The organism is Rhodococcus sp. IEGM 1372, from assembly GCF_030056835.1.
GTDB lineage: Bacteria > Actinomycetota > Actinomycetes > Mycobacteriales > Mycobacteriaceae > Rhodococcoides.
Window position 1 is genome coordinate 118,838 of record NZ_JASHKS010000005.1, and the last position, 22,996, is coordinate 141,833.

The 22,996-nt window shown below is 64.1% G+C and carries 16 protein-coding genes; 11 read left to right on the top strand and 5 right to left on the bottom strand.

From position 1 onward, the window contains the following. Positions 1-147: 147 nt before the first annotated feature. From QM590_RS08505 to QM590_RS08515, 3 genes are all read left to right on the top strand, one after another. On the top strand, positions 148-678 hold the full coding sequence (locus QM590_RS08505) for a DUF6230 family protein (protein WP_269594545.1): 531 nt from the start codon (positions 148-150) through the stop codon (positions 676-678). Then, positions 672-1,052: a DUF6114 domain-containing protein gene (locus tag QM590_RS08510; RefSeq protein WP_269594546.1), complete on the top strand. Its 381-nt coding sequence runs from the start codon at positions 672-674 to the stop codon at positions 1,050-1,052. Before QM590_RS08505 ends, QM590_RS08510 begins: the two co-directional genes overlap by 7 nt. A 154-nt stretch (positions 1,053-1,206) precedes the next feature. Then, positions 1,207-2,103 carry an alpha/beta fold hydrolase gene (locus tag QM590_RS08515; RefSeq protein WP_269594547.1) on the top strand — a complete coding sequence of 299 codons (897 nt, stop codon included), beginning with the start codon at positions 1,207-1,209 and terminating at the stop codon, positions 2,101-2,103. 135 nt (positions 2,104-2,238) lie between these two features. Here the strand turns inward: QM590_RS08515 and QM590_RS08520 are convergent, their stop codons facing one another. Together QM590_RS08520 and QM590_RS08525 are read right to left on the bottom strand one after the other, a co-directional pair. Beyond that, positions 2,239-2,673 carry a GNAT family N-acetyltransferase gene (locus QM590_RS08520; protein WP_269594548.1) on the bottom strand — a complete coding sequence of 145 codons (435 nt, stop codon included), beginning with the start codon at positions 2,671-2,673 and terminating at the stop codon, positions 2,239-2,241. Positions 2,674-2,748: 75 nt separating this feature from the next. Continuing rightward, the gene (locus QM590_RS08525) at positions 2,749-2,934 is read right to left on the bottom strand and encodes a hypothetical protein (protein ID WP_269594549.1); all 186 of its coding nucleotides are present in this window, start codon (positions 2,932-2,934) and stop codon (positions 2,749-2,751) included. A 752-nt stretch (positions 2,935-3,686) separates the two neighbouring features. Between QM590_RS08525 and QM590_RS08530 the strand changes: the two genes are divergently transcribed. The 3 genes from QM590_RS08530 to QM590_RS08540 all read left to right on the top strand — a co-directional run bounded on the left by QM590_RS08530 (position 3,687) and on the right by QM590_RS08540 (position 14,652). Next, entirely contained in the window at positions 3,687-5,132 is a 1,446-nt protein-coding gene (locus QM590_RS08530) for a sugar transferase (protein WP_269594581.1), read from the top strand. A gap of 507 nt (positions 5,133-5,639) precedes the next feature. Beyond that, positions 5,640-6,179 carry an ACP S-malonyltransferase gene (locus QM590_RS08535; RefSeq protein WP_269594550.1) on the top strand — a complete coding sequence of 180 codons (540 nt, stop codon included), beginning with the start codon at positions 5,640-5,642 and terminating at the stop codon, positions 6,177-6,179. Continuing rightward, positions 6,109-14,652, top strand: coding sequence for a type I polyketide synthase (locus QM590_RS08540; protein ID WP_269594551.1), 8,544 nt, complete (start codon positions 6,109-6,111; stop codon positions 14,650-14,652). Before QM590_RS08535 ends, QM590_RS08540 begins: the two co-directional genes overlap by 71 nt. A gap of 14 nt (positions 14,653-14,666) precedes the next feature. On the opposite strand, the gene QM590_RS08545 is transcribed toward QM590_RS08540, so the two are convergent. Together QM590_RS08545 and QM590_RS08550 are read right to left on the bottom strand one after the other, a co-directional pair. Continuing rightward, on the bottom strand, positions 14,667-15,686 hold the full coding sequence (locus QM590_RS08545) for an endo-1,4-beta-xylanase (RefSeq protein WP_269594552.1): 1,020 nt from the start codon (positions 15,684-15,686) through the stop codon (positions 14,667-14,669). After that, on the bottom strand, positions 15,683-16,747 hold the full coding sequence (locus QM590_RS08550; RefSeq protein ID WP_269594553.1) for a glycosyltransferase family 4 protein: 1,065 nt from the start codon (positions 16,745-16,747) through the stop codon (positions 15,683-15,685). The genes QM590_RS08545 and QM590_RS08550 overlap by 4 nt, the downstream gene beginning before the upstream one ends. A 160-nt stretch (positions 16,748-16,907) precedes the next feature. Between QM590_RS08550 and QM590_RS08555 the strand changes: the two genes are divergently transcribed. Together QM590_RS08555 and QM590_RS08560 are read left to right on the top strand one after the other, a co-directional pair. Then, positions 16,908-17,402, top strand: a complete 495-nt coding sequence (locus QM590_RS08555) for an acyltransferase (RefSeq protein WP_269594554.1) — start codon at positions 16,908-16,910, stop codon at positions 17,400-17,402. Next, on the top strand, positions 17,403-18,467 hold the full coding sequence (locus QM590_RS08560) for a glycosyltransferase family 4 protein (RefSeq protein WP_269594555.1): 1,065 nt from the start codon (positions 17,403-17,405) through the stop codon (positions 18,465-18,467). 19 nt (positions 18,468-18,486) lie between these two features. On the opposite strand, the gene QM590_RS08565 is transcribed toward QM590_RS08560, so the two are convergent. Beyond that, entirely contained in the window at positions 18,487-19,635 is a 1,149-nt protein-coding gene (locus tag QM590_RS08565; protein WP_269594556.1) for a glycosyltransferase family 4 protein, read from the bottom strand. Between the two features lie 103 nt (positions 19,636-19,738). On the opposite strand from QM590_RS08565, the gene QM590_RS08570 reads away from it, so the two are divergent. Genes QM590_RS08570 through QM590_RS08580 form a run of 3 tightly spaced genes read left to right on the top strand, consistent with a single transcriptional unit; the run spans position 19,739 to position 22,992 of the window. Next, entirely contained in the window at positions 19,739-20,980 is a 1,242-nt protein-coding gene (locus QM590_RS08570; protein WP_269594557.1) for an oligosaccharide flippase family protein, read from the top strand. A gap of 3 nt (positions 20,981-20,983) precedes the next feature. After that, positions 20,984-22,408: a hypothetical protein gene (locus tag QM590_RS08575; RefSeq protein ID WP_269594558.1), complete on the top strand. Its 1,425-nt coding sequence runs from the start codon at positions 20,984-20,986 to the stop codon at positions 22,406-22,408. 23 nt (positions 22,409-22,431) lie between these two features. Beyond that, a complete protein-coding gene (locus QM590_RS08580) occupies positions 22,432-22,992 on the top strand; it encodes an acyltransferase (protein ID WP_269594559.1) in 561 nt (186 codons plus the stop codon). The last annotated feature ends 4 nt before the right edge of the window (positions 22,993-22,996 follow it).

The window sequence follows — 22,996 nt, forward strand, 5'->3', positions numbered from 1 at the left end:
CTGCGGTACTGTTCGACATCCGCTCGAGGCGCAATCGACACCTATCCCTGACGAGGCCGACGATGACTCTTCCGCGTTGTGACCGGTGCTCCCATTAACGGGCGGGAGGGGGCAGTTCGCACATCTCGGTTTCTTGTCGTTGCGGCCTTGGGTGCGGTCGGACTGGCAATCATCGGCGGGGGAATCGCGACAGGGCAGTTACCCGTCAACCTTGCATTGTCCGGGCAACCGTTCATCGGAACGGTGTCCGCGGTCGGGGCCACCGGGATCACCGTCTATCCGCGTGCCGTCAGTACGGCCGCGGGGGAGATGCCAAGTATTGCAGTCAAATTGGACCAGGTGGAATTGTCGGATGTCTGCCTGTCCACATCGGCGCTCGGAATCCCGTTTCTCGGTGACGTCACGCTGTTCGCTCGTGTTCCCGGAGCGAACACAGCGACCGCCGACGGAATCGTGCTCGACGCGTCCTCGGTCGGCGGGTCGGTATCGGTGGCGGACGTTCGGTTGGGACTCGACGCGAGTGCGCTCGGGGAGGTCACGGGCACGGCGACCTCTGCGGTCACAGTCGGACAATCTTCGGCAGGACAGACTCGAGTGGAGATCATCACGCTGACCGCGACCGGTGCGTCACTCGAGAATCTTGCGGTCTCCGTGGAATCCGGTGACCGATCGTGTTGACCCAACGCGCCGAGCACGATCGGCGGGCGCGTTTTCGGCAGTGGAGGGCGACGCGACCGTTCTGGGGTGGGGTGTTCCTGACGGCATCCGGTGCCATGCTCCTGCTGCCGGCGTTGGCAACCGTGGAGGTGGGCGATCTGCTGATTTCGATCAGCACTATTGCAGGGGTGTCGACGCTGATGCTCGGATCGATGATGTTGGTGTGCGCATTTTCGGTGTTGGTGCGCGCGGAGGCGAGGGTCCCAGCCGGCGTAGCAGCGATGATTCTGGCGCTGGTCGCCCTCCCTGCCGCAAATTTCGGGGGCTACGTATTGGGGTCGCTCTTCGGGGTGATCGGTTCGGCGGCAACGCTCGCGTGGGCTGCCGCCAAGTGACGCCCGGCAGGGCTGAGCCTGCCACCGTGACGGCGATCGCAGGAGTCGGTGCCGTCGACTCGCATCACTGTGTTCGAGAGTTTGCGGAGGGGTAGACCAGGGCATTCGAAGCCGGGCCCGCAACGGGCGATACCCGAGGAAAGGATGTCCGGTCATGGGCAGCAGCCTGCTCGACCCGACCATCGCTCCTCGCACTCGCGATCTGGTCAGTCACACCATCCGCTACGTCGATCACGGGCACGGTCCGGCCGTTGTGCTCATCCATGGATTGATGGGCAACCTGCATGATTGGGATCCCCAGATCGCCGAGTTGTCGCAGCACTTTCGCGTCATTGCAGTTGATCTACCGGGCCACGGCGAGTCCGACAAGGTGCCGGGCGATTACTCGCTGAGCGCCCACGCAGCAACTGTTCGAGATCTGCTCACCTCTCTCGATGTCGACTCGGCGACCGTCGTCGGCCACTCCTACGGCGGAGGGGTGGCGATGCAGATGCTGTACCTGTTCCCTCATCTGGTCGACCGCATCTGCCTGGTTGCCAGTGGCGGTCTCGGACAGGAAGTGAACCCGATTCTGCGGGTTGCATCGGTACCGGGCAGTGGCATCGCCATTCCTGTGGCGGCATCCGCACCGGTCCGAGGAATCCTCGGCGGTGTGCTCGGCCTGCTCTCTGCACTGCGCATCGTGCGCCTGGGCGCCGGAGATCGCCGGGCGTGGGCCAACTTCGCATCCGTCGCCGACGCTCCCACCCGCCGCGCCTTCCTGGCGACCGCGAGATCGGTGATCGACTACCGCGGGCAGACAGTCAGCGCCACGCGGTTGCTCCAGACGTTCACCGGCGTCCCGGCAATGCTGGTGTGGGGCGATCACGACGTGATCATCCCGGCCGTCCATGCGCACGAGGTTCGTGATCAACTACCCGACGGTGCCACCGTCGAAGTGTTTCCCGGTGCCGGTCATTTTCCGCATCTCGACGAGCCCGAACTGTTCGCGTCGGTGTTCACGACGTTCATGTCGACTGCGTCGAGTCTTGCGCAGGCGAAACGGGCGTAATTTCGATCGATCGTCGCAACCAACCCTCTCCAGTCACCGGACCCTCGCGGGCAATCGCGAACTCCTCGAGAACGCCCGTACGTGCTTCGAGGGCGACATCGACGTGACGGGGTGAATCGCCATCACTGCGCAGTCTCAACCAGCGCGGGTCAGCATCCTGACGTGCGGAATTCCAGCGTCCAGGTATTGCTCTCCGACCCGAACGAATCCGAAGCGCCCGTACCAGTTTTCGAGGTGGGCTTGCGCGGAGATCTCGACAACCCCGGGGTAGGCCTTCAGTGCGGCCTCGACGAGTTCGCCGGCGTAGCCGTGGCCTCGCGCGGCTGCCGCGGTCGCGACGCGGCCGATGTGGACGGTGTCGTCGACGAGGACTCGGAGGGTGGCCGACACTTCACCGTTGTCGTCCTGCATCCAGAACAACTCCGTCGTCGGAAGTAGGTCTGCGCCATCGAGTTCGACCTCGTCGACGATCTTCTGCTCGTGCACGAATACCGCGACCCGCAGGGCCACGATGCGATAGAGGGTGTGGGGCTCGACGCCTGTGAGCGCGGCGTGATGAAGGGTGGGCATGGGTCCGTTTCGTCAGAGTGAATTCCTACTTTCCCATGCGCTGGTAGGTCGGTCTTCCCGGCCGCACCGCAGTGTTCAGAACTGGGCCGATAGCGCGGGAAGTCGCGTGCGGACCGCGATCGTGAACACTGAGGTGCGCTGGCTCGATGGCTTTGGAGAAGGCGCCTTCTCAGCGGCGACCGGCCGATCGGGGGTGGTGATGTTCCACGGTGCAGCGCCGAGGATCACCACAACGATCAGCGCGAGCCACTTGCGGAGCATTCGCCCACGTTCATCGCAGCAGAAGGTCGGAATCCGGTGCAGCTGACCGCGCTCACCGCGGTCAGCTGCACCCGATTCTTGCCGGAATCGACCTTGTCGGTCGTCATCGACTCCTGCGTACTGCAGCGAGGTGGGTATCAGTGATCCTGTGCGGGCCTGGATCGTGTTGGTTCGTTCGCTTCACTCGGCGCGTGTTCGGAGCAGAAATTCGACGGCCCGGGTCGGCATGCCCGCTGGGTCGCGGAGGGCACCGGGGCTTCGGTCGTGGTCTCGGGTTCGGCGTGGCTGTTGATCGTGGCTTGGGCTGTACACCTCGACGCCCCGGCCGCAGCGGGTTCGGTCGGTCACTCGAATTCGGATATTTGGTGAACAATGAGAACGCGAATTGTTTCGCGGGGGTTAAATACACTGCACCGCGGCAGGTCTCGTCATTCAATCAGTGGACTGGGTGTAACGACTTGTCTGCCGGAGTCGAACTATGAAGTGTTGACCAGTGTCTGTGAAGTTGCGCACCAAGTCGTGGTTCGGTTGAGCTCCACGTCGATACTTCGCGATACTCGTTCAACAGGAGATACAGAAGCTTCACGTCGACGCGGATGTGGGGGGAGTCGGTTCGTCGAGAACCGTTGGCCGCGGACCCGGAGTGTCGGGATGCCAGGAGGAATTGGATCGTGACAGCACCTGGGTACACCAGGCCGGACGTCGACCCGCGTCTCGAGACCGAATCGGTCGGTACGAGGCAGCGCTGGCGAATCCGCCGACTCACATCTCGTCGGGTGTGGGAGCTTCAATACATCGACCGCCTGCGGGTCACCGACGTACTCGTCGTGCTGGCTGCAGTCGCAATTGCTCAGATAGTCCGGTTCGGGGAGCTCGAATCCTCCGGGATGGTGTCCTTCTTCGGATACTCGGGGCTCTCGGTCGCGTTGATCGCGCTGTGGGTCGGTTTTCTGGCGATTTTCCGGACGCGTTCGCCGCGCGTGATCGGCACCGGCGAGGAGGAGTACCGCCGGATCGTCTCGGCCACGTTCCGCTTGTTCGGTGTCATCGCAATTCTGTCTCTGCTGTTCCGAGTGGACATCGCGCGCCTGTACTTGGCGATCGCGCTGCCGGTGGGTCTCGTCGGCTTGCTCCTGAGCCGCTGGCTTTGGCGAAAGAACGTCTCGAGCAAGCGCAGCAAGGGCGAGTACACGACGTCGGTTCTGATCGTCGGGAGCCGGGCGGCTGCGGTGTCCATGGCCAAGCAGTTCGAGCGGTCACCGTCGTCCGGGTACGCAGTTGTCGGAATGTGCCTGCCGGGCTACTCCGCTGCCGACGAGGCAGCCGTCACCATCGACGGTTTCGAGATACCTGTGCTGGGCGATGAACACAGCGTGGTCGACGCGATCGAGGTTTCCGGTGCAGATACCGTCGCGGTGACGGCGACCGAGCACCTCGGCACCGCTGGTATTCGCAAGATGATCTGGGATCTGGAGAAGAAGAAAGTGGACCTCGTGGTCGCTCCCGGCGTGGTCGACGTCGCCGGGCCTCGACTGGTGATGCGTCCGGTCGCAGGCTTCCCGCTCATCCACGTCGAGAAGCCGCAGTACAACGGTGCAACCAGGTTCAGCAAAACCGCCTTCGACATGGTTTTCGCTGCCACAGTCCTGCTGCTCATCTCGCCGATTCTCTTGGTGGTGGCAGCCGCGATCAAGCTCACCAGCCGGGGACCGGTCTTCTACCTGTCGGAGCGGATGGGCATCGACGCCAAGCCGTTCTCGATGATCAAGTTCCGGAGTATGGTCGTCGACGCCGATGCGCAGGTGTCGAACCTGTTGACGCAGAACGAGAGCGCGGGCGGGGTTCTGTTCAAGATTCGCGACGACCCGCGGGTTACCAAAGTCGGAAAAGTCATGCGCAAGTTCAGCATCGACGAGTTGCCTCAGTTCATCAACGTGCTCAAGCGTGAGATGAGCGTCGTTGGCCCTCGGCCTCCGCTGCGCCGCGAAGTGGAAACCTACGACGGTGAGGTTCGTCGTCGCCTGCTGGTCAAGCCCGGCATCACCGGCCTGTGGCAGGTCAGTGGACGGTCCGACTTGTCCTGGGAAGAGACTGTGCGACTGGATCTTTCGTACGTCGAGAACTGGTCCATGGTTGGCGACATCCTGATTATCGCGAAGACTGTCCGGGCGGTGGCAGGCAGCGACGGGGCGTACTGACTCACCGCAGTGGCGGCGCCGGCAACCCCCTTCGGGTTGCCGGCGCTGTTCTGTGGCCGTGTGCGAGTCGACAAGTCAACGTGCGCAACCGAAACCGGTGTGCGCCGTCACTGTGACCTCCAACACATCACGACCCGTATCGTGCTCCTCCGGCGACATCGACCGGCGTTCGGTCCGTTTCGCTTCTGATCTCGGAATGCGTTCGGCAGCAACACTTTCGGCCTGAGCTGGCAGGTCCAATCCGGTGCTTGCCGTTGTCCGTCGGCACGCGACGTCGACACCACGGACCGAAGCGCACCGGTTGCCGGTGTGCGGTTGTCGCGACATCTCGAATTTGCTGATGCAAACTTGAATTACATCGGTTCGGCGACGTTCCGTACCGATGCTCTGGGTCGCCGGCGCTGCTGACTCCGAACGAATCGATCGACCGGGTCGGGATCCCGTTGTTCGAGAGGAACAGTCCGCGTGACCATTGACGATGTGGGTGTAGGACAGTCAGGTTCAGCTGTGCACGAGCGGTCTACGCTCGCGACGCGGGCCGAGCTCAGTGTGGCGAAGGCGATCACGTCCGGTACGCCCTACGCGATGGTGTTCGCGGGTCAGGGTTCACGCTGGCTCGACGTTCTCGACAACATCACGTCGGACTTCGGTCTGAGCGCGGAGCTGCGCGCGGTGTCCGCTGACGCAGCGCGGATCCTCGAGCCGGTGGCGGCGCGTCTGGCAGGGTTGCGGCCCCGCCCGTTCGAGCCGATGGACTGGGTCGATGCACGGGCCTCCGATGATGCGGCAGGAGTGCCGAGTATCGACCAGCTCGTGGCCCCGGTGTTCTCGGGGCCCGGTATCCTTTTGACCCAGATCGCAGTTCTTCGTGCCCTCAGGCTTCAGGGAATCGATGTGGACGCGCACCCGCCGGTCAGCATCGTCGGGCATTCGCAGGGGTGCTGGGGCGTGGCCGTGGCGCGCACCGATGGTGGCCGTGTCCAACGTCGATATCGAACGTCTGCGTGCAGTCGTCGACGAGGTCGCGCACTCCCGCCTCGATGGTGAATTGCCGGCGGTGTTGTCCATCGTCAACAATCGCAGGCGCGCGGTCATTTCGGGACCATATGAGCAGTTGGAGCGAGTTCAGCAGCGCTGCAACGCTATTGCTGAGCATGAAGCAGCGCAGCGTGCGCTACGGCAGCATGGAGGCTCGCTGTTCGCGCCCAGATTCGATCCGCTCGAGATCCAGGCGGCGTTCCATCATCCGGCTCTCGACGGAGCCGTCGACATTGCGCGGGGATGGGCTCGCCAGTGTGGTCTCGATTCCGATCGCGTCGCGGAGCTGACGAGGCTGACCGGCGTCGACCCGGTGAATTGGCCCGATCACGTGGCCGAGGTCGTCCAGTCGGGTGCCGAGTGGATCCTCGACATCGGTCCCGGTCATGCGATCACCAGGCTGAGCTATCCGCTCGTAGCCGGCAGTGGCATCGGCATGATCGCGGTGTCCTCCCGCGAGGGGCAGCGAGAGTTGCTGACCGCGGGCGCTGCACCCGTGCGGCCTGCTCCCTGGTCCAGTTTCTCGCCTCGGGTTCGCCGTCTACCCAGTGGACAACTGGTCGCGGAGACCTCGTTCACCCGACTCACCGGCAGATCGCCGATGCTGTTGGCCGGCATGACGCCGACGACGGTGGACCCCGCAATCGTGGCCGCCGCAGCCAATGCCGGACATTGGGCAGAGTTGGCCGGCGGCGGGCAGGTGACCGAGCAGTTACTGACCGAGCGTTTGGATTCGCTGGCCGACTTGCTCGAGCCCGGCAGAACGGCGCAGTTCAACGCGATGTTCCTCGACGCGCGTCTGTGGAAGCTGCACGTGAGCGGCAAGCGCTTGGTTCCGCGGGCCCGTGCTGCCGGTGCGCCGATCGACGGGATCGTCGTGACGGCGGGCATTCTGGAACGCGATGACGCGGTGGCCCTGATCGAGGAATTACATACTGCGGGAATCAGCTTCGTGGCGTTCAAGCCGGGCACGGTTGCTCAGATCGACGCCGTGATCGCGATTGCGGAGCGGGTCCCCGACCATCACGTGATCGCGCACATCGAGGGCGGCAGAGCAGGAGGGCACCATTCCTGGGAAGACCTGGATGATCTGCTGATCGCGACCTATGCGCGCCTACGTACTCGCGCCAACCTCGTGGTGTGCGTCGGTGGAGGCATCGGGACCCCTGAGCGTGCGGCCGAGTACCTCACCGGATCATGGTCACGCGCGCTCGGATACCCCGCTATGCCGACCGACGGCATTCTGGTCGGAACAGCGGCTATGGCGACGCTCGAGGCTACGACGACCGAGGACGTCAAACGACTGCTCGTCGCTACCGGGGGTACCGATCGGTGGATCGGAGCGGGTACCGCGTCTGCTGGAATGGCCTCGGGAAGAAGCCAGCTCGGTGCGGACATTCACGAAATCGACAACGCGGCCTCCCGGTGCGGCAGGCTGCTCGACCAAGTGGCAGGCGATGCCGATGCCGTGGCCGCTCGGCACGGGGAGGTCGTCGCCGCGTTGAACGCGACGGCCAAACCCTACTTCGGCGACGTCTCGGTCATGACCTACGAGCAATGGCTGAGGCGGTACCTGGAACTGTCGTACGACGACAGCTGGATCGACGCGGCGTGGGAATCGCGGTTCGTGAGCATGATTGAGCGCACGGAGGCCAGGCTCGATACTGTCGACTCGGGGCCGATCGCAACGATCACGGTCGATGCTGCCGCTGATCCACTGCAGTTGCTCGACGACGTCCTCGAGCTACATCCGGCGGCCCGTTCGACGCTGTTGCATCCGGGCGATGCGCCCTACTTCCTCGGCCTGTGCCGCACGCCGGGCAAGCCGGTGGGATTCGTACCTGTCGTCGATGCCGAGGTGCGTCGTTGGTGGCGCAGCGACTCGCTGTGGCAGGCACACGATCCGCGGTATTCGGCTGATCAGGTGTGTGTGATTCCGGGGCCGGTGGCAGTCGGCGGGATCGACCGGATGAACGAACCGGTGGGCGAGCTGTTGGATCGATTCGAGAGCGCTGCAGTACGGGCATTGCTCGACGAGGGCGGCGTACCGACCGGCACGACCAGCAGGCGCGGCGGCACGGCAGGAAACATCGGCGTGGTTCTGGACGCTCCAGACGTCATGTGGGCGGGTCGACTGATCGACAACCCCATCCTGCGGCTCGGGCCCGCTCGCGAATGGGTGATGGAGTCGCCCCGGACAGCCGTGCACACGCGATCGGGTTCCATGCTCGTCGGTGAGATGGATTCGGTTGTCACCCTGTCGGTTCCGGTCTCGACCGGACGCGACGTGGAAATCGGTATCACGGTGGCACCGTCGACAGCCGACGGTGCAGTACCGCAGGTCGACCCCATCGCCGCCACGGACGCAATGCTCTCGTTGCTCGATATCGCGGCCGGTGTGAGCTTGCCTGCGGTGCGCGACGGGGTGGCCAGATCGACTGTCGCCTGGGTTCCGGCGATGGTGCAGGACCATGCCGCGGTCACGGCGGACGGCCTGCCTGCGGAGCTGTACCAGAACGGTTCGACGGTTCCGGATGTGATCGTCGGAGCATGTTGGCCTGCGGTCTATGCGGTTCTCGGTGAGGCTCGCACAGCCGACCGTGCATCGGCGATCGAGGGGTTCCTCGATCTCGTGCATCTCGATCATCACATCGAACGTGTTTCCGAACTGCCGACGGTCATGAGTGCGTTGCTGATTCGAGCCGAGGTGCGGCGGGTCGACGAGACCGACATCGGGCGCGTTGTGCAGATCGAGGTTCAGGTGGACTCCACGGGTGCTCGTGATCTGGATCCGGCACCGTTGGCGGTATTGACGGAACGATTCGTCATGCGCGGACGATTGGGTGCGGGCAGTGCGACAGATCCCGTCGTCGCCGGTGCCGGTAGGACGGTGGTTCCCACGGCGCGAAAGCGTCGCCGCGATGCACTGATAGTGGCTCCGCTTCGCCTCGAGGCGTTCGCGTCGATGTCCGGCGATCACAACCCCATTCACACCTCCGACAACGCAGCCGCGCTGGCAGGTCTCGGCGGTCCCATCGTGCACGGAATGTGGATGTCCGCGGCCGCGCAACAGGTGGTGCAGGCAGCTTCGGCAACCGGGGACGGGCCACCGAATCGTGTTCTACGGGAGTGGACTGCGCGCTTCCTGGCACCGATCCGCCCCGGTGTCCAGGTGGCAGTTTCTGTCGATCGTGTCGGTATCTGCGCGGGCGCGGAGGTGCTCGAGATCTCCTGCCGCGTCGACGGGCAGTTGGTCATGACAGCCTCCGCGCTCGGGCTTGCGCCGGTGACGGCGTTCGCGTTTCCGGGTCAGGGGATTCAGCGTCCGGGCATGGGTCTGGACGCGATGGCTCGTTCGGAGCAGGCACGTGAGGTATGGAGCAGAGCCGACGAGATCACCCGGCGCACTCTCGACTTCTCCATTCTGGCTGTGGTGCGAGACAATCCGACCGAAATCCGTTTGGGGACACAGGTGTTTGCGCACCCGGACGGCGTGCTGTACCTGACTCAGTTCACCCAGGTGGCGATGGCGGTGATGAGCTTCGCGCAGTTCGCCGAGCTTCGCGCATCGCAGGCTGTGGCAGCCGACGGGATGTTCGCTGGGCACTCCGTCGGTGAGTACAACGCGCTCGCTGCCCTGGGCGTTCTCGATCTCGACACGGTTGTGGAACTGGTGTTTCGACGCGGGTCGATCATGTCGAACCTGACTCCGCGCGGGGAGGACGGCCGAAGCGAGTATCGAATGGCGGTGATCCGGCCGAATCGAATGGGCATCAGCCATGCCGACGTGAAACCGTTGGTGGACAGGCTCTCTCGTGAGAGCGGTGCGTTTGTCGAGGTAGTCAATTACAACCTTCGCGATGCGCAGTATGCCGTCGCCGGAAGTACCGCGGGGCTCGATGCTCTCCAGCGGTACGCCAATGCCCGCGGTGAGCGAGCGTTCGTACAGATTCCGGGAATCGATATTCCATTTCATTCGTCGGTACTTCGATCGGGCGTATCGACGTTCAGGCGGATACTCGCGAAGTTGGTACCCCGTGAGATCGATCCGAGTCTGCTTCTCGGACGCTACATTCCGAACCTCGTGGCCCGGCCGATGGAACTCGATAGGTATTTTCTCGAATCCATTGCCCAGACCGTGCCCTCGGAGTCTGCCGCGGAGATGCTCGAGAACTTCGATGCGTGGTCCGCTGCTCCCGCGAGGATGGCGTCGGAAGTACTGATCGAGTTGCTCGCTTGGCAGTTCGCGAGCCCGGTTCGTTGGATCGAAACGCAGGAGTTGTTGCTGCGCAACACCGCTGCAGGAGGCATGGGAGTCGAGCGCTTCGTGGAAGTGGGCCTGGGCTCTGCGCCCACTGTCGCCAACCTTGCCGCGGCCACGCTCTCCGGTCTGACCGAATCCACGCGCCGCGCGGATCGAATCGGCTACCCGGTCGAGATACTCAACGTCGAGCGTGACCGTGCCGCAGTGTTCGGCCTCGACACCGACGCCCCGAACACCGACACCCCGCGCACCGACGATGCCGTGAATCAGGCGGCGCCAGCAGCCGCCACAGCACCAGCCCTTACAGCACCGGCACCCACTGCACACATCCCCACGGCACCGGCGGGTGGTTCTCGGCCGGCCGATCTGACGTTCACCGCGTCGGCGGCCGCGCGAGTTCTGATCAGCCTGTGGACCAAGATCGATCGGTCCCAGATCGTTCCGACCGACTCGGTCGAGTCTCTCTGTGACGGGGTGTCCTCCCGGCGTAATCAACTGCTGCTCGATCTCGGTAGCGAGTTGGGAACCGGGCCGTTGGATGGGGTCGCCGACACTGCGGTGTCCGAGCTCCTTCCGACGCTCGAGCGCCAGGCCAGCGGGTACAAGCCGTTCGGCCCGGTTCTGAGCGACGCCATCGAGGATCAACTCCGTAAGGTGTTCGGCCCCTCCGGGCGTCGAGCGGTCGCGATCGGTGAGCGCGTGGCGAACGTCTGGCAACTCGGGCCAGGCTGGGTGGCCCATGTGCGCGCCGAGGTGGCGATGGCCACTCGCGACGGATCGAGCGTGCGCGGAGGCGCATTCTCCGATTTCGGCGGAACTCTGGCCGACGCGGCCGCGGTCGACTCGGCCATCGATGCCTGTGTCTCCAGAGTAGCTGCAGCTCAGAACGTTTCGGTGGCGCTTCCGTCGGTCGGCACGGCTTCCGACAGCGTCGTCGACTCGGGCGAATTGCTGAAGCTGGCCGAGCAGATCACCGGACCCGACGGCATCTTGGCGTACACCGCGCGGACGATGCTGGCCAGGCTGAATCCCGTCACCACCGCCGCACAGGCGGTATCGGTGCCCGATACAACTCTGCTCGATCTTGTCTCGGCCGAACTCGGTGCCGACTGGCCGCGATTGATGGCTCCGGTTTTCGATGCGCGGCGCGCAGTATTGCTCGACGATCGTTGGGCATGCGCGCGTGAGGACTTGGTGCGCATCTGGATGGGCGACATCGAACCGGTACCGGAGCGATTTCTCGGTGCAGGAAAGGCCGTTGCGCAGCAGGCACGATGGTGGAGTACGCGAGCCGCGGACGAAGATCGGGACGATCTGGCCGCCCGTTATGTCGAGATCGTGGATTCCGCTCTGTCGGCACCGAGTTCGGTCTGGGGCTCAGAGGTCGCGGTGGTCACCGGGGCCAGCCCGGGTTCCATCGCCGCGGCGATCGTCGCCGACTTGCTGTCGGGCGGTGCGACGGTGATCGCAACCACGTCCTCACTGGGTCAGGAGCGCCTCGGATTCTTCGAGACCCTCTATCGCACATACGGTTCGATCGAGTCGGCACTGTGGGTAGTTCCCGCGAATCTCGCGTGCTACTCCGATGTCGACGCCCTGGCCGACTGGATCGGTTCGGTGCAGCGTGAGACCGCAGGTGGGAAGACGCGGGTCGTGAAGCGGCCGTTGGTGCCGACGCTGTTGTTGCCCTTCGCTGCACCTCGGGTAGGGGGCAGTCTCACCGATGTGGGTGGCCGCGCCGAGCTCGAGATGCGGGTGCTGTTGTGGTCCGTCGAGCGGCTGGTGGCGACCATGTCCACCATCGGTGCCGATATCGACACCGCCTCACGTCTGCATGTGGTGCTTCCGGGTTCGCCGAATCGCGGATTGTTCGGCGGCGACGGTGCCTACGGGGAAGCGAAGGCTGCGCTCGACGCACTCACCGCGCGATGGAATGCAGAGCAGGACTGGGCGTACCGAGTCACACTGGTGCATGCGTTGATCGGCTGGGTGATGGGGACCGGGCTGATGGGCCACAACGATCGCCTGGCAGCAGCGGCCAATGCCGCCGGTGTCCAGACGTGGACCACCGGCGAGATGGCCGAGCAGATTCTCGCGCAGTGCACCCCGGACGTGCGAGCCGAGGCCGCGAAGTCCCCGGTTCGAGTCGATCTCAGCGGCGGCTTGGGCGATGCAGGTCTCGACTTCGCGGAGCTCGCACGCACGGTGGTTACGGCGACGCCCGCTGCGGCACCGACAGAGCGGACAGTGGACTCCCTCCCCACGCCCCCACATCGGGCCCAAGCGGCACATCTGGACTGGCCGGAGCTGCAGCAGAATCCAGCTGATCTGATCGTCATCGTCGGTGCGGGTGAGGTGGGGACGTACGGCTCCTCACGCACCCGCTTCGAGATGGAGGTCGACGCGCGACTGTCAGCGGCAGGTGTCGTCGAGCTGGCCTGGAACACCGGGCTTATCGAGTGGCGTCGCGATCCTGCGCCCGGCTGGTACGACACCGAGTCCTCGGATCTGGTTCCCGAAGCAGAGATTGCCGAGCGGTACCACGACGCCGTCGTCGCGCGCTGCGGTATCCGGGAGTTCGGTGACTACATGTCGATGACCGATCATCAGGTTCCGTTGTTGACGTCGGTCTATCTCGAGAACGATCTGTCGTTCGTGGTCTCCAGCGAGGCCGAGGCTCGTTCGTTCCAGTCGGCCGATGCAGCGCGCACGCTCGTCGAACCCATTGCAGGAGGAGCTGACTGGCGCGTCACCAGGTTGGCCGGGACCGAGATTCGGGTGCCCCGCAAGATGACGCTGACCCGTACCGTCGGTGCGCATCTGCCCGAGGGTTTCGACGCAACTCGGTGGGGTGTGCCCGCCGATATGGTCGCCTCGCTCGATCCGGTGGCGGTGTGGAATCTGGTGGCCACGGTCGATGCGTTCGTCAGCAGCGGCTTCACTCCGGCGGAGCTGTTGCGCTGGGTGCACCCACGGTATGTGGCAAATACACAGGGCACGGGTCAGGGTGCGCAGCAATCGATGGCGTCGGTGTACGTGGACACGTTGCTCGGTGACAATGCCGCGAACGACATCTTGCAAGAGACGCTTCCGAATGTGATTGCAGCACACACGGTTCAGTCGTATGTCGGGGGCTATGGGGCCATGGTCAACCCATCGGCAGCCTGCGCGACCGCCGCGGTATCGGTGGAGGAGGGCGTCGACAAGATTCGACTCGGCAAGGCGACGCTCGTCGTCACCGGCGGGTTCGACGACGCTGGACCGCAGAGCATCAACGGCTTCGCGAACATGTCGGCGACGGCGGATTCGGCTGCGCTCGAGGCGCGGGGTATCGATCCTCGTCACTTCTCCCGACCCAACGATCGGCGTCGAGCCGGTTTCGTCGAGGGTCAGGGCGGCGGCACCATCCTGCTCGCTCGTGGTGATCTGGCGCTGAAGATGGGCCTGCCGGTGCTCGGTGTCGTCGCGTGGGCAGGGACGTTCGGTGACGGTATCCACACGTCGATCCCGGCTCCCGGTCTCGGTGCGCTCGGTGCCGGCCTCGGCGGTGTGGAGTCGGAACTTGCCGTCGCGCTGCGTGATCTGGGTGTGCCACCAGATGATGTCGCGGTGGTCTCCAAGCATGACACCTCCACTCGCGCAAATGATCCCAACGAGGCTGAGTTACACGAACGCCTCGGTACCGAGATCGGCCGTAGCCCCGGTGCGCCGTTGTTCGTCGTCTCGCAGAAGTCGCTCGTCGGTCACAGCAAGGGCGGCGCTGCGGCGTTGCAGTTGATCGGCCTGTGTCAGGTTCTGGCTGCCGGAACGGTGCCGGCCAACAGGAGCCTGGACTGTGTCGACGGTGAGATGGCTGTGCACGAGCGGCTCGTCTGGCCTCGGGCGGCTCTCGAATTGACGCAGTCGTTCCCCCTGCGCGCGGGATTGCTCACCAGCCTTGGGTTCGGGCACGTCTCGGGGATGATCGCGGTCGTCAACGCCGCAGCTTTCCTGGCCGCCGTTCCCGAGGACGAGCGGGAGAGCTACCTGGACAGATGCGCGGACCGGAGGGTTACGGGCGATCGAACCAGGCTGGCGGCCCTGTACGGCGGGCCTGCGATGTATCAGCGACCTGCGGACCGCCGACTCGGCGACCACGACGCTCACGAGCTCGAATCTCGGATGCTCGTCTCACCCGAGGCCCGCTTGGGCGAGGACGGGACCTACCGCACGAACTAGCTGGAGTGTCAGCCTCAGCTGAACATGTCCTGCAGCGTGTAGTAGACCTGCTTCGGTGTGAAGTCTTTCTTCAGGACGCCGAAGTTGGCTTCTGGACTGGCCGGGTCGGTCCCACCGTCTCGTATCGAGTGGATGAACATCGGCCTGGCGATGAAGGGAACCGTGTTCGCAGACGCGAGAGCGCTGGTGAGGATGTCGGTCTGGCGCTGCTCGGAACCGGTGTTTCCGGTCGGAGCGCCGTATTCGGTGATCCAGATCTGCTTGCCGCCGTCACCGTTGTTCTGCATCGTGGTGTACATCGCGGCCATCTGAGTCCAGTTGGCGTTGTCAGGCGCGTATCCGGGTGTGGTGTACGGATGCATTCCGACCCCGTCGAGGAATGCGCCGCCGCCGAGTGCATACAGCTCTTGCAGGAACGTCACCGGAGACAGTCCGAGGGGGAGTACGTCCTGAGCGTTGGACAGTCCGCCGCTGAGAACAGTTGCGTCCGGCTGAATTTCGTGAATGCGAGCGTAACCGGCCTGCAGGACTTGCAGGTAAGACCGCACATCGGTGGATGGTCCGTAGAAGACTGCGATGTTCGGTTCGTTCCAGATTTCCCAGGTCTGGATCGAATCCGTGTACCGGGATGCGGCAGCTGCAGCGAAATTGCCGAACTGGTTCGGATCGGCGGGCGCGGCCTGCTGTGAACCGGGAAGCACGAAGCCGCGCTGGGCCCAGACCGGAGTGTAGGTCAACAAGCCCAGTACCTGGAGGCCGTGTGTGCGAGCGCTGGCGACTACTCGATCGGTGGAATCCCAGGTGAAGTTCCCCGGTTCGGGTTCGATATCGCCCCAGTCCATCTCGACGCGTACCCAGGTGGCACCGGCATCTGCCGCCGCGTTCAGCTGCCGATCGAGATCGTCCGGGGACAACCGGCCGAGCTCGGATCCGCTGGCAAACCCGAGTTGTAGGTCACCGTTGGCCGCATTTGCCGGCGCATGGACCGTCATCATGGCGGCGATCAACAGAATCAATACCAGCGCACGCTTCATGAGTGCCTTTCGAGTAGCGACGAATACAGATCTACATGGCGATGTGCAATCGTTCGCCAGTCGAAAGTTTCCGCGTGGGCCCTACATTGCTCGGGAGTGGGGTGAGAACCGGACAAAGCGTCGGAAATACGCTCTGCCAACATAGCGGTGTCGCCGGTCGGGACGACGAGCGAGGGGTCGAGGCCGGTTACGGAGTCCGGCAGACCTCCGCAGTTCGTGACGATCGGTGCTCGGCCCGAGGCCAGTGATTCCAGGGCGATCAGTCCGAACCCCTCGAGCGACAGGCTGGGGACGACGGTGACGGTGGCGAGGGCGTACAGCTGCGCCAGGCGTTCGTCACTGACCCGTCCCTCGAACGTGATGCTGGCACCGGCCGAGGATTCGGCGGCCATCCGCCGAAGCTCGCCCTCGTAGCTGCCGGTCCCGACGATGGACAGGCGTGCGTCGGGGTGCGCAGCGATCACCGCGGGCCACCCGGCGATGAGGACGTCGAGTCCCATTCGCTTCTCGAGCCGGCGGGCGGACACCACCAGCGGCGGCTCGTCCGGAATGGCGGTGGAGTGGAAGCGGTCCAGTTCCGCACCGGGGGGAATCACTCGGACGTCCTCGGGGGCGACGGAATAGTCCTCTACCAGAAGGGTTTTGAAGCTCTGGGAGAGAACTATGTAGGCGTCGGACCGGTGGTAGAGGAACTTCTCGACGGCAAACTTCGCGCCGGCCCGAGATCCTGAGGCGGCGCTTTCCGCGGCCCACGGTCCGTGGAAGTGCGTCACCGACACAGCTTTTCCTCTGACCGGGGCCAGGTAGCCGTACAGCGCAAAATGGCGGTCGACGATGCCTCCGGGTCGGACGTCGATCGGGGTACTCGAGGCGGCGAGGCGGAGGGGCAGCGGGCGACCGAGTGCGCCCCAGCTCTGCGCCCCGGGCAGTGCGTCACCGAATGCGGCCGCGGTCACGCAGCACTCGGTGTTCGGGTCGAGTGCACTCAATGCGTGGTACAGAGATTCGAAATAACGGTTGAGGCCACCGGCCAACGACCCGAACCACTCGGATCCGGTCATGTGTACACGAAGGCTCACCGGTAGTTCTCTTCCTGCCAGGGAGTATGTGTGCGCTCCTATTACAAGGCGTATCGCCGCCGAATGCACATCGAGTCCACTGAAGGAGACGCAGATCACTCGGATGGAGAGCGGGTCGCTTCCACGGTAACGTCCGGATGTTATGCGAGCCTTACAGCGTTTCTGGATCAATGGAGTTGCCGCCCATCCGGTGTGGAGCCTTCGGGCGAGAGCTCTGCTGATGCGGATCGGCGGTGCTGGGATCAAACACGTAGCGGTGTACCCGCACCTGCACATCGAGGGCGAGATATCCAACCTGCGCATCGCCCGCGGATGCGGAATCAACGCGAACGTGACGTTGGATGCGCATGCGCCGATCACCATGGAAGCCAATGTCGGACTGGCCTACGGCGTATGTCTGGTGACCGCGAGTCACACCATGGGCCCGGCACACGATCGGTGGGGAATCGTCGAGGCGGCTCCGATCACGATCGGAGCGGGAACCTGGGTCGGTGCCAACGTGGTGATTCTTCCCGGCGTGACCATCGGTGCAGGGTGCATGATCGCGGCCGGTGCGATCGTGACCAAGGACTGTGAACCCAACACTCTGTACGGCGGCATCCCCGCCAAGCCCCTGCGCACGCTCGACGCCGACTAGATGCGTCGCAGATTGCTCGTCGTGTCCAAGGAGTTTCCGCCCGAACCTGGAGGCGTGGCCGACTACTGCACCCTCTGGATAGACGAGGTCATGGGCGACACCGAGGACTGGGACGTCACCGTTCTGACCCAGCCGTGGCCGGGGCGAGAGCCGTCCGGCAGCACGGCGATCGTCGAGATCGAGCGGTGGACGCCGTCGCGTGTCTGGCGCGTCCTTCGGTCGGTGCGACCCGACGCCGTCGTGCTCCACTACGTCCCGCACATGTATCAGAAGCAGGGCGTACCGGTGTGGTTTCCGATGCTGGCGCTGGTGGCTCGGTGGCACACCGACAATCTGGTTGTGTTGTTCCACGAGATGGCGTCGAATCAGGCGCGGCTCAGGACTCGGTTCCTGCTGCCGATCCAAGGGTTGATCGTTGCCTTGTCGGCCTCGTTCGCTCATCGATCGGTCGTGACGATCTGGCCGCGCGCGCAGTCGCTCGGCACCCGAATTCCCTGGGTGCGCAACCGAATCGACGTCATTCCGATTTCTCCGACGCTGCGCGGTATCAAACGAGGTTCGCCCGAGGTCGGTGGCGTACTACGACTCTTGCATTTCGGGTCCTCGCATCCTTCACGGGACTTCTCGCTCATCGTGGACGCTCTCGATCGACTGGACTCGATCGGCGTCGCGTACGAGCTGCGGGTGGTGGGAACCGCTGCCGCGCCCGACCCTCGGGCGAACGTGCTGGGGTACTGCGCCGAGGATGTGGTCACGCAAGAATTGTTCGAGGCGGACATCATCTTGCTGCCGTTCACCGACGGTGCGTCCGGCCGTCGGTCGACGATTGCCAACTCGTTGGCGGCAGGTCGGGCCGTTGTGTCCACGGCGGGTGTCGACACCGATGTCGAGTGGTACGGAAGCGCGTTGCTCCTCGCTCACGAACGTAGTCGCTTTCCGGATCTCGTCGAATCGCTTGCAGTCGACGAGGATGCTCGAAAGATGCAGGGCGAGAACGCATATCGATGGGCCGAACAGAACGTGTCCTGGCGGCGCACCGCCGAGCAGTGGCGAGCGATCCTGTGAGCCTCTGGGCCCCAGCACCTCACACCGCCGAGGTCACTCCCCGTGCCGTTTTGTCGAGAACGGTGTCGAGCCAGGTCTGCATCGACCTCGAGATCGCTTCCATGTCGTAATCACGCGCGCGTGTGGTGGCAGCGGAAGACAGCCGCTCCACCAGCGCGGGGTTGTCTCGTAGACGCTCGAGCGCGTCGGTCAGGGCTGCGACGTCGCCGCATGGTGTGAGCAAGCCGTCCTGTCCGTCGGTGATCACCTCGGCGGGGCCGCCCGGTCGAGTCGCCACCACGGCATTGCCTGCGGCCAGTCCTTCGAGGACGACGGCACCGAAGGGTTCGGGAATGATCGAGGCGTGAACGAGGACGTCGGATTCGAGGAGTAGTTCGCCGACGTTCTCGACGTGCCCGGTGAAGCTGATTCGTTGCGCCGACGGGCTTGCCGCTGCTGCTGCCCGGACGTCGTCGAAGTACTCGTCCTCGCCGAACAGTGGCCCACCGACGACAACGGCGCGGACGTCCGTGCCTGCGAATGCCGCGTCGAATGCCCGCACGAATTCGAGTTGTCCCTTCCATGGCGCGATCCGTCCGACCATCGTGACGATTGTCACCGCAGATCGGACTCGTTGTTCTCCGCTCACGGTGAGGCCGGGTGGCGCGATCAGGACGGGCTTCCCATGCGTGTCGACGGTGTCGAGCGTCGCGCGGCTGTTGACGATGAAGGCGCGCGGGAGAATGGTCGCGAGCCTGGATAGAACGAAAGATGCTGCGCGCCCGAAGTATTCGGGTGAAAGGCGATCGTTGACGCACCACACGAGTGGCACCCGCGCCCGCTTCGATGCAATGGTTCCGTACAGCAGCGACTTGATCGTCCACGCCACGATCAGCGTGCAGTCGCGCTGCCGAACCTGAGCGCCCAATTCCCATCCGTACCGCACCAGGCCGACAAGCGCGCGTAGGCGTGCAGTCGAACCGGTGTCGGCACGTTTGATGGACAGGGCATTCGAGGGTCCGCCGAACACGTCGACATCGATTCCTCGCTGCCGAAACTGATCCACCACCGGCCCATCGACTGCGAAGGAGACCTCGGCGTGGTTGTCGGCATGCTCGAGCAGTTTCATCAGGTGGAGCTCGGCGCCTGCGGGTATAGCCGAGTGGGTCAGGTACAGGGTGTTGGCCACACCGGCAGTATGCCGTCGACGGTCCGAATTTTCGTCGCGGCGGCACGCTTCGGTCGGTCCGAGTTGCGGCGGCGCGCTCGTTCGCACACGATACGAGGCAACTATGGCAATCGGCGGCAAGTACAAGAAGCTACTCGGAGTCGCGGGCACCGAGGCGGGCACCACATTGATGGGGCTCGTCAGTGGCGTGCTGATCGCTCGGCATCTCGGTGCCGACGGGCGCGGTGCCGTCACCGCGGTCATGGTGACTCTGACGGTGCTGGCGTGGTTGGTGTACCTCGGCGTGCCGAACGCGGCCGGGTACATGTCCTCGAAGAACCGTTCGTCGACGGTGTCGGTTGCGGCCGTTCTTTCTGCCGTCCTCGGCGCGGTCGCAGGCATTGTCCTGTGGTTCGTCGCCCCGTGGTTCGCCGACAATTATCCGGCGTACGTCACCACCGGGCTCAGAGTGGTTGCCGTGTTGCTGCCGTTCGTCGGCGTGGCTTACTGCTCGCAGGAAATCGCGTACGCAGAGTCGCGGATGCATCTGTGGAATCTGCTGCGTGCGACGCCGCTCGTGCTGCCGAGCATCGGCGTTGTGGTGCTTGCCCTCACCGGGACGTTGTCGGTCGAGAGCGCGATTGCGGTGTATCTGGGCTCGATGGTCGTCTACATTCTGGTCGCGATCGGTTTGCTGATCCCCAGGCTGAGCAAGAGCGTCGCGTGGGGCCAATCACGTGTGGTTTTCTCGTACGCACTCCCACGGTGGGCGTCGGCGGCATCCGATGCAGTGACGGCTCGGATGGATCAGGTCTTGATGGTGGTGATGTCCACTCCGGCCGAGCTGGGCCGTTATGCGGTCGCGACCACCGCAGTGCTGGTGGCCAATCCACTCTCGCGCGCTGTGGGTGTGATGATGTACCCCGATTCGCGCAATGCGGACCAGGCGTCGGATCTGGCTCTGCTGCACAAGAAGACGAGGCGCAGGAGCGTGCTGCTGAGCACGGCGTCGGGCATCGTGGTCATTGCCATCGGCGCGCCGTTCGTCGGGTTGGTGTTCGGGCCGGAGTTCGAGGGATTGCGTCCCATCATGGCGTTGCTCGTCCTGGCGGGCATTCTGAACGATCGCTACGTCGTCGACATCTCGTACTTCGCCGGTATCGGCAAGCCCGAGAAGCTGGTGCGGCCGTCGTGGATCACGGCCATCGTCGCACTCGCCGGCTTGGTGCTTCTGGGGCGTGACGGACTGACCGGCATCGAGGCGGCGTCCGTGGCGTTGGTCTGCGCCGCTGTGCGTTGTGTGGGGCTCGAGATCGTGACCCGGCGGATGTATCGCGAACCATCCGTCGTCGTAGAGGGGACCTGACACGTGACCATGTATGCGCTTGCGCGCCGATGGGACCGGCATCGAGCCGCCGTCGTTCTCTTCCTGAAGTTGAGCGGAGCGGCGTTCTTCGTCTTCGTCTTCGCGGTGATGGGATCGTCGCTGAATTACCAGATGTACATCGTTTTCCTTTTCGTGCTGATGGCGGCGATCGCGTGGCGTCCCAAGACGTCGTTGGTGGTAGCCGCCCTGATCACCTGTTTCGGCGCTTTCGTGCGCCGGATCCTCGCCGACGACGGGCGCATCGACGCAGATCCGCTGGTCTTGCTCCCGGTTCTGCTCGCGGTGGTGGCCCTGCTGTATGCGGACAAGAAGTACGACGGCCCCCGCGACATCTGGCAGCGGCTCGTCTATGTGACGGTGGGCGTCTTCGTGTTGGCGAACATTGCACACAAGTTGTTCGCGGTGCCGTCACTGTTCACGCTCATCGTGCAGTGTTCGATGCTGTTGATCGTGGTTCAGGTCCGCGGCGGCCGGTTGCCCGATGTGTGGGACACCGTCGAAAAGCTCCTGCCGATCATCGGAACCATCGTGGCGGCGTACGGCATCGCGCAGTTCTTCCTGCTGTTCGAGTGGGACCGATTGTGGATGCTCTCGTCCAAACTCAACAGCATCGGGCAGCCGTTCGTCCAGGAGCTTCGGGTGTTCGGAACGGCAGAGTCTCCTGCGTCGTTCTCGGCTGTGCTCTCGGCGGCGCTGTTGGCCGCGATCGCGAGAATCCGGGCGACGAAAAACCTTGCCACGCAGGTATTCCTGCTGTCGGGGATGGGTGCGATGGCCTTCGCGCTGGTGCTGACGGGGGTACGGTCTGCGTTGCTCGGTCTGGCTGCAGCTCTCGCGTGGATGGCCATCTCCGGGCGCGGTGGAATCAGCCGCGTCGTCCCGGTGGGAATCGCAGTGGCGGCGGGGTACCTCGTGGTGACGGTGGTGGGCAAGTTCGGTGACGATTCGTCGATCCTCAACGCCAATCGACTGACCGAGTTCGACGCCAGCACCGACGGTTCTGCGCAGACGCGGCTCAAGCTGCTTCAACTCGCGCCCGAGGCCATGCTCTATCCGCTCGGCAAAGGCGGTATCGCCGGCGGCGGCACGGTGAATCTGGACAACATGTTCGTCGACGTGTTGTTCAAGGCAGGCCCGTTCGTCGCGATCGCGGTGGTCGCACTGTTCGTCAAGGTCATGATCGACGCATTGTCGATTCGGTTGGATCCGTCGGCGACCGGCGCGTCCTCGGTGGCTGTGTTCTTCGTGGTGTTCAGTCTGAGTCTGAATCCGTTCGCGACGGCGAACGGTCTGATCGGTGCGTTGGCATTCGGATCGGTGATGCGAACAGCGTGGCTGGCCAGGCGCGCAAAGCCCGATACGGAGCAAACTATGAAGAATCTCACGGCGGTCGAATCGCCGCGGTAACAAATCTTTCGTACCCTCGTCGAATGAGCGAGAACGGAATGGTGGGAGAATTGCGGCGGTTTGCCGTCGAGACTCGCGTGGCTTTCGCAAATTTCGTGCTGAGGATCCCGATTCAACGGTTGCGGAATTTTTCTGCCCGAACGTTGATGCGCTGGGTCGTCGGCCGCGATGTCGTCATCGGGCGGTGGACGTTCGTCTCGGATCTCGGTGGAATCGAGATCGGCGACAACACCAACATCGGGTATCACTCGCACTTGGACGGCCGAGGCAAGATCAAGATCGGTTCGTTCGTGGACATGGCACCGTTCGTCACCATCCACAGCGGAGATCATGATCCCAACGACCCCGACCACGGCACGCGGTACCGGCCCACCACGATCGGTGATCGGGTGTGGTTGTGCACGGGGGCGACTGTCATGTCGGGTGCGGTCTTGAAGGACGGTGTGGTCCTCGGTGCCAAGGCGGTCGCATTCGGTGTGCTGGAGGAAAACGGCATCTACGCAGGCAATCCGGCGAAGCTCATCAAACATCGCGATCCGGGTGGCCAGAAGAATCTGAAACCTTATCGTCGATACTGGATCTAGAGCG